The sequence below is a fragment of the Enterococcus bulliens genome (genome assembly GCF_053761865.1).
The window spans coordinates 21,887-29,005 of sequence record NZ_JBSMXK010000023.1 but is presented as its reverse complement, the minus strand read 5'-3'; the positions used below and the strand labels follow the sequence as shown (position 1 = coordinate 29,005).

Annotated in this window: 7 protein-coding genes and 1 pseudogene; all 8 read right to left on the bottom strand. The window is 40.8% G+C overall.

Features of this window, described 5'->3' with window-relative positions:
• Window positions 1-121 precede the first annotated feature (121 nt).
• Window positions 122-475, bottom strand: a pseudogene (locus ACWOEC_RS10470) (toprim domain-containing protein); the annotation flags it as partial.
• Window positions 476-534: 59 nt separating this feature from the next.
• Window positions 535-1,164, bottom strand: coding sequence for a uracil phosphoribosyltransferase (gene upp, locus ACWOEC_RS10465; protein WP_455308057.1), 630 nt, complete (start codon window positions 1,162-1,164; stop codon window positions 535-537).
• A gap of 140 nt (window positions 1,165-1,304) precedes the next feature.
• Window positions 1,305-2,543 carry a serine hydroxymethyltransferase gene (gene glyA, locus ACWOEC_RS10460; protein WP_455308055.1) on the bottom strand — a complete coding sequence of 413 codons (1,239 nt, stop codon included), beginning with the start codon at window positions 2,541-2,543 and terminating at the stop codon, window positions 1,305-1,307.
• A gap of 93 nt (window positions 2,544-2,636) precedes the next feature.
• Complete coding sequence (locus tag ACWOEC_RS10455; RefSeq protein ID WP_455308053.1) at window positions 2,637-3,665, bottom strand: L-threonylcarbamoyladenylate synthase; 1,029 nt, start codon at window positions 3,663-3,665, stop codon at window positions 2,637-2,639.
• Window positions 3,666-3,685: 20 nt separating this feature from the next.
• Complete coding sequence (gene prmC / locus ACWOEC_RS10450; RefSeq protein ID WP_455308051.1) at window positions 3,686-4,522, bottom strand: peptide chain release factor N(5)-glutamine methyltransferase; 837 nt, start codon at window positions 4,520-4,522, stop codon at window positions 3,686-3,688.
• Window positions 4,515-5,588, bottom strand: a complete 1,074-nt coding sequence (prfA, locus tag ACWOEC_RS10445; RefSeq protein WP_297079369.1) for a peptide chain release factor 1 — start codon at window positions 5,586-5,588, stop codon at window positions 4,515-4,517. The genes prmC and prfA overlap by 8 nt, the downstream gene beginning before the upstream one ends.
• A gap of 12 nt (window positions 5,589-5,600) precedes the next feature.
• Window positions 5,601-6,179: a thymidine kinase gene (locus ACWOEC_RS10440; RefSeq protein WP_297079371.1), complete on the bottom strand. Its 579-nt coding sequence runs from the start codon at window positions 6,177-6,179 to the stop codon at window positions 5,601-5,603.
• 226 nt (window positions 6,180-6,405) lie between these two features.
• Entirely contained in the window at window positions 6,406-6,999 is a 594-nt protein-coding gene (locus ACWOEC_RS10435) for a CAP domain-containing protein (protein WP_455308048.1), read from the bottom strand.
• Window positions 7,000-7,119: the final 120 nt, after the last annotated feature.

Genomic DNA, 7,119 nt, shown 5'->3' with positions numbered 1-7,119 from the left:
TCGGAGTATTAAGGGAGGCGTTTCAAGGCGTTACCCTATCATTCCACCTCTCAAACTGAAAGTTCTCCACTAACGTCTGTTAAGCCGTTAGTGTGCCTAGTCTTTTCAACTAGAAACATGTCGCACTGTTCTCCCCTTCACGATCGCTATCGGTTGCCACAATGATCACATCTGCTCGCTGTAACAAGCGCTCAACGATATGAAATTGTTTCTTTTTTGCATCGGCGACTTGGAAACGATATTCTTGTGGAAAAATCGGTAACGTGTGTAACGACCATTTTTGCCATTTTTCAGCGTATTCGCCTGGCTGCGCTAATTCGACTAAATGACCAAAGCCAAAGGTAATGACAGTAGGGCCAGAAAATAAAGGATCGGTAATTTCAAAGTAGCCATCTTTTTTACTAGATTGTTTAAAGGCTTGGGCATATGCTTGTGCCTGACTAGGTTTTTCCGCTAAGATCACTGTTTTGACCATCTGTATTTCTTCCCTTCAAAAAAAGAAACTATCGCAACAACTGCGATAGTTTATGATTATTATTTTGTACCAAATAAACGGTCGCCAGCATCGCCTAGACCAGGAACGATATAGCCATCTTCATTTAGTTTTTCATCAAGTGCTGCGACATAAATATCCACATCTGGGTGAGCATCTTGTAATGCTTTAACCCCTTCAGGTGCAGCTACAAGACAAACAAATTTGATATTTGATGCACCACGTTGTTTTAGTGAGTCGATAGCCATGATCGCAGAACCACCAGTTGCTAACATTGGATCGACAACAAGTAATTGACGACTATCGATATCATCTGGTAATTTTACAAAGTACTCATGTGGGATCAACGTTTCTTCATCACGATACATTCCGATATGACCGACTTTAGCTGCTGGAATCAATTGTAAGATCCCATCTACCATTCCGATACCTGCACGCAAGATTGGAATGATCGCAACCTTTTTACCTGATAACGTTTTTTGTGTTGAACGCACGATCGGTGTATCGATCTCAACATCCTCAACCGGCATATCACGTGAAATCTCGTAAGCCATTAACATCGCAATCTCATCTACGACCTCACGAAATACTTTCGTACCACAGTCTTTATCACGAATGATCGTTAATTTGTGTTGGATCAACGGATGATCGATTACTTGAAATTTACCCATATGAATTCTCCTTTGGTTTTCTTTTATTGTAAAACATCTCTTGTCATCACGCAAAGAATTTTACCGTTTTCTACTATACCACAAAAACAAAAAAAGAGCGGCAGAATCCTAAAATTCTTCGCTCTTTTTTACGATTTGGCTTACTTGTACAATGGGTAGCGATCTGTTAGCGTGCGCACTTCTTGTTTTACAGCTTGTAAAACATCAGCATCGTCTTTATTTTCTAAGACTTTCACGATCAATTCAGCCACTTTTGTCGCATCTTCTGCTTTAAATCCACGACTTGTGATAGCCGGTGTTCCAATACGGATACCGCTTGTTTTGAATGGACTCAATGTTTCAAAAGGAATCGAATTTTTATTAACTGTAATATTTACAGTATCTAATAATTGTTCGGCTTCTTTACCATTCAAATCAAAACCACGCACATCGATCAAGACAAGATGGTTATCTGTAGCGCCTGAAACTAAGCGAGCTTTTGGTGCTTGGTTAAAGACTTTAGCCATTGCTTGTGCATTGTCGATGACTTGTTGTGCATAATCTTTAAATGACTCATCTAGTGCTTCTTTAAATGCTACTGCTTTTGCGGCAATAACGTGCTCTAATGGTCCACCTTGAATTCCAGGAAAAACGTTGCTGTTGATTTTTTTCGCTAAGGCTTCATCATTTGTCAAGATCATGCCTCCACGAGGACCACGCAATGTTTTATGGGTCGTCGTTGTTGTAATATCAGCATAAGGTACTGGATTTGGATGAAGTCCAGCTGCCACAAGACCTGCGATATGTGCCATATCGACCATTAATTTTGCACCGACTTCATCGGCGATCTCACGAAAACGCGCAAAGTCGATTGTTCGAGAATATGCGCTTGCGCCTGCTACAATCAATTTCGGTTGATGTTTACGTGCTAAAATACGAATCACTTCATAATCAAGATCTTCAGTTGAAGGATCCACACCATAACTGATGAAGTGATAGGTTTTCCCACTGAAATTGACTGGAGATCCATGTGTTAAATGCCCCCCAGCGGCAAGATCCATTCCTAAAACAGTATCTCCTTCTTCAATCAATGACAGATAAGCAGCGGCATTTGCTTGTGATCCAGAATGCGGTTGAACATTCGCAAATTCTGCACCGAATAATGCTTTTGCGCGATCGATCGCTAGGTTTTCAATAACATCAACAAATTCACAACCACCGTAGTAACGACGTCCTGGGTACCCTTCAGCGTATTTGTTAGTCAAGATACTTCCTTGTGCTGCAAGAACACCTTCAGAGACAATGTTTTCTGAAGCGATTAGTTCTAAATTATGTTGCTGACGAACACCTTCTTGTTCGATCGCTTGAAATAATTCCGGGTCAAATGCTTGATAATCCATGATATGGCACACTCCTTTTTCATAGTACGTGAATTGTAACATAGCTTATTTTTGTGAAGCTACTTTTCTTTTCAATTTTGTTTTGTTTATTTGCTAATTGTTCGTAAATTTCTGTTGGTCCGTAGCTTTTTTCAAGCGATTCATATAGGCATAGCCTAAACCATGCTCTTCTTTTGTTTCGACAAATATCACATCTAGATCGGCCTGACATTCATCTAATGCACGCAGACCAGAAAACAAGCCTTTAGTGGCTGCTTCTACTGTATCATTTTGATACATAAAGATCGCACCAGCTTCCATGCGAACCTTAGCGGCGGCTGTGGGTCCTGCTATAATCCCCGCACGAATTTCTTTTTCATTCAAATACGCACTCAATTGATCGAAGTCATGTGAATCTACCATGATCACTTTCGTTTGTGGCGAATAGTGTTTATACTTCATACCTGGCGCTTTAGGCGCTTCTGTCCCTTTTAGTGCAACAGGTTCATTTGTAATGTTCGTATGTGTGGTATCACTTAACATCTCACCTGTGATTGCCCCTGGTCTTAAAATGACCGGTGTACTGGTCGCATCGCTTAAATCGATCACTGTTGACTCTACTCCGATTTTGGTTGCACCACCGTCTAATACGCCAGCAATTTTATTTGTAAAATCATGCAGGACATGGTCAGCTGTTGTAGGACTTGGTGTGCCCGAAAGATTCGCGCTTGGCCCTACGATCGGTACACCTGCTTCTTTGATCAAGGCAAGCGTCAAAGGATGATCAGGCATTCGAAAAGCGACTGTCTTTAATCCACCTGTTACTACAGATGAAAAAGCTCCTTCTTTGATTGGAAGAATGACCGTTAGTGGTCCGGGCCAATAGGCATCGACTACTGCTTGTGTCAATGGATGCATCTCTGAAACATAATCACGTACTTGCTCTAATCCAGTGACATGCACGATCAATGGATTATCGCTTGGACGTCCTTTTACTTGAAACACTTGTTTCACAGCCGTTTCGTCTAAGGCATTTGCCCCTAATCCATAAACTGTTTCAGTGGGAAACGCCACCAGTTGTCCTTCTTTTAATGCTGTTGCTGCTTGTGACAGTGTATCACTGGTAAATCGTTTAGTTTCCACTGTAAAAACACTTCCTTTTCTTAATAAACGACAATCATTCGATCATTGCCGAACAGATCTTTTTTCGCTTCTACTTTTTTATTGGGAAAAGCTGCTTGAAACATCTCGAGAACAGCTTCTTTTTGGAGATAGCCAATTTCTAAAAATAACTTACCCTCTGGTGCTAAACAATGTGGTGCAGATTGCGCAAGTTTTTCATAGATCGCTAACCCATCGTTTGGAGCAAACAAAGCCATTTTAGGCTCAAACAAGCGGACACTTGCATCCATCACTTCCCACTCCGATTTCGCGATGTAAGGTGGATTTGAAATAATAATATCAAACTGCTGATCTAAGACTGGTTCTAAGGTATCTCCTTGATGAAAAACGATTGTTTGGCGCAAACGCTTGGCATTTTCTTTGGCCACGGCCAACGCTTCAAAAGACAGATCACTTGCGTGGACTTGCCATTTTGGAGCTTGTGCTTTTAGACTGATCGCGATTGCTCCTGTCCCAGTACCAATATCGATCACGTTCAATGCTTTTTTAGTATCGCTAAACGCTAAACATAATTCGACTAATTCTTCAGTTTCTGGTCTAGGAATCAACGTATCCTCGGTGACTTGGAACAAGCGCCCGTAAAACTCTTCGACACCCGTTAGATACTGTGGTGGATAATCGGCCAATAACTGGTCCAGATCAGCCGCAACTTGTGCTTGATCTTCATTAGAAGCAAGTTGATCGAGATTGAGTAAGAACTGTGTCTTATCCCATTCTTTACGTCTTAAGAAAACAGCTTGAATCGCATAGCCTTCTTTGCCATGCGCTTCAAGCGTTCGTGTTGCTTCTTGTATCAGTTGACGATACGTTTTATCCATTTTGCAACTCTTCTAATTTTGATGTTTGATCATATACGATCAATGCATCGACGATTTCATCTAATTTACCAGCCAAGATTTGATCTAATTTTTGGATCGTAAGTCCAATACGATGATCTGTGACACGGTTTTGTGGGAAGTTATACGTACGGATACGTTCTGAACGATCGCCGGTACCGACTGCGGATTTACGGTTTGCATCGTATTCACTTTGCGCTTCTTGTTGCAATTTGTCATACACGCGCGCACGTAAAACTTTCATCGCTTTCTCACGGTTTTTAAGCTGTGAACGCTCATCTTGCATGGCCACGACAACACCTGTTGGCAAGTGAGTCAAACGTACCGCAGAAGCCGTTTTGTTGACGTGCTGACCACCGGCACCTGAAGCATGATAGATATCCGTACGAATATCTTTATCGGCAATATCGAGTTCTACTTCAGGGGCTTCAGGCATGATCACGACTGTTGCCGTTGACGTATGGATCCGACCTTGTGATTCCGTTGAAGGAACACGTTGTACACGATGTGCACCACTTTCGTATTTCAATTTAGAAAAGACATTCTCACCAGAGATCATCATGATGACTTCCTTATAGCCGCCGATCCCCGTCACGTTAGCTTCCATCACTTCTGTTTTCCAACCTTGAGCTTCAGCATAACGTTGATACATGGTAAACAGGTCTCCTGCAAACAATGCTGCTTCATCCCCACCTGCTGCTCCACGGATCTCCATGATAATGTTTTTATCATCGTTAGGATCTTTTGGTAACAATAGGATTTTGATTTGTTCTTCTAAGGTTTCTTTTTCTTTTTTTAGATCTGAAAGTTCTTCTTTAGCGAGTTCCGCCATTTCAGCATCTAAATTTTCACCAAGCATTTCTTCAGCATCAGAAATCCCCGTCACAACTTCTTTATAACGACGGTAAGTTGCGACTGTTTCACGCGTATTGGCTTCTTCTTTAGATAATTCCATAAAACGCTTCGTATCCGAAACCACTTCAGGATCGCTAAGTAACTCTCCTAATTCTTCGTAACGGTCTTCAATTGATTGTAACTGATCGTACATATCGGTTCTCCTTTAATTTGTTTTCATTTTTGGGTGGAAATAGTGGTGACGACAGACTGGAAAATAGGCCTCATTGCCGCCGATTTGAACTTGATCCCCTTCATAAACAGGCTGTCCATCGATATAATGTAAGTTCATGATCGCTTTTTTATGACAAAACCAGCAGATCGTTTTCATTTCTTCGATTTTATCTGCATAAAGCAATAAATATTTTGATCCTTCGAATAATTCATTACGAAAATCATTTTTCAAGCCAAACGCCATAACTGGAATATTGAGTTGATCCACGACTTTCGTCAAGGCTAAGACGTGATGTTTTTGTAAAAATTGTGCTTCATCGATTAAAATGCAATACGGTTCAAATGCTAACGCTTGAATCGTAGCCAAAATATCTGTTTCGGTAAAAATCGGAATCGCTTTTTGCTCTAATCCGATCCGACTGGACACATTGCCCACACCGGCACGAGTATCTAACCCACTTGTCATCAACACGACTGGTTTGTCTTGTTCTTCATAATTATGTGCTACTTTTAAAATCTCAATCGATTTTCCACTGTTCATTGCGCCATATTTAAAAAATAGTTGTGCCATTTTTGTCCCGATCCCTTCATTGACTTCTTTGGTATTATACTTGAAATTGGTGATTTTTTACAGTCATCTGAAAAGTTCTTCGAAATTTTTACGTTTCTAACAAAAAAAGGCAGTGAAAAAGTGGGCAGCGCAAAGAAATAAGCCAAATCAATCCGATAATAGCTTGGCATATCTCGGTAATGATTCGGCTTATTGTTAAAAGAACTATTTTAGGAATACTGTTTATTCATTTTTTATATTCACTTCGTTGTAATCCACCTAGATAACTAAACGTCATATCATAACGATCCGTGCCTACCTTTTTAAAAGCGATCCCGACTGCACCTTCTGTCGGTTGACGATTTAGGAGGTTTTTATTGTGTTCTGGTGAATTGATCCACCCTTGCATGATCGTTTTAGCGCCATTTACTCGATACCATTCTAATGACTTACCATAATAGGTAAATCCGAGATTGTCAACAAGAGAAATCCCTTTGTAACCATAATCACTCGGTGTTGCTAGACCACTACGTCCATTTGGTCTAGTATGAGAGAATTTGACAAAGAGTTCATTTGCCCGTTGATTCGCGGCTTTTTGTAAAGCAGGTTGTGAACGTAAGCCAGCTAGTCCGCGGCTTTTACGATACTGACCGATTTGTGTGAAGACTTGATTCGACACTTCTGTTTGGATTTGCGCCACTGTCTTGGGTTTCACTGTTTGACTCGTCGATTGTGCTACACGACTTTGACTACGATTTTTTGATAGATCGTCGGCATCAACTAGCGTTCCACCTAAACATAACATTCCCATCCCAATCAATAATGAAACGGGTTTTTTCATTGAAATCGCCTCGCTCTCACTTTAATCGCTCCTCAAATTTTCACCTATAGTATAGCATAATGTGTCTATTTGCTAAACTAAATCGTATTCAAAAATAGGATGTGACAGAAGTCTGTCACA

What these genes read in the sequence shown, in the direction of transcription:
- upp (WP_455308057.1), bottom strand. Translation starts at nt 1,164, where the DNA reads ATGGGTAAATTTCAAGTAATCGATCATCCGTTGATCCAACACAAATTA.
- glyA (WP_455308055.1), bottom strand. Translation starts at nt 2,543, where the DNA reads ATGGATTATCAAGCATTTGACCCGGAATTATTTCAAGCGATCGAACAA.
- prmC (WP_455308051.1), bottom strand. Translation starts at nt 4,522, where the DNA reads ATGGATAAAACGTATCGTCAACTGATACAAGAAGCAACACGAACGCTT.
- prfA (WP_297079369.1), bottom strand. Translation starts at nt 5,588, where the DNA reads ATGTACGATCAGTTACAATCAATTGAAGACCGTTACGAAGAATTAGGA.
- ACWOEC_RS10440 (WP_297079371.1), bottom strand. Translation starts at nt 6,179, where the DNA reads ATGGCACAACTATTTTTTAAATATGGCGCAATGAACAGTGGAAAATCG.
- ACWOEC_RS10435 (WP_455308048.1), bottom strand. Translation starts at nt 6,999, where the DNA reads ATGAAAAAACCCGTTTCATTATTGATTGGGATGGGAATGTTATGTTTA.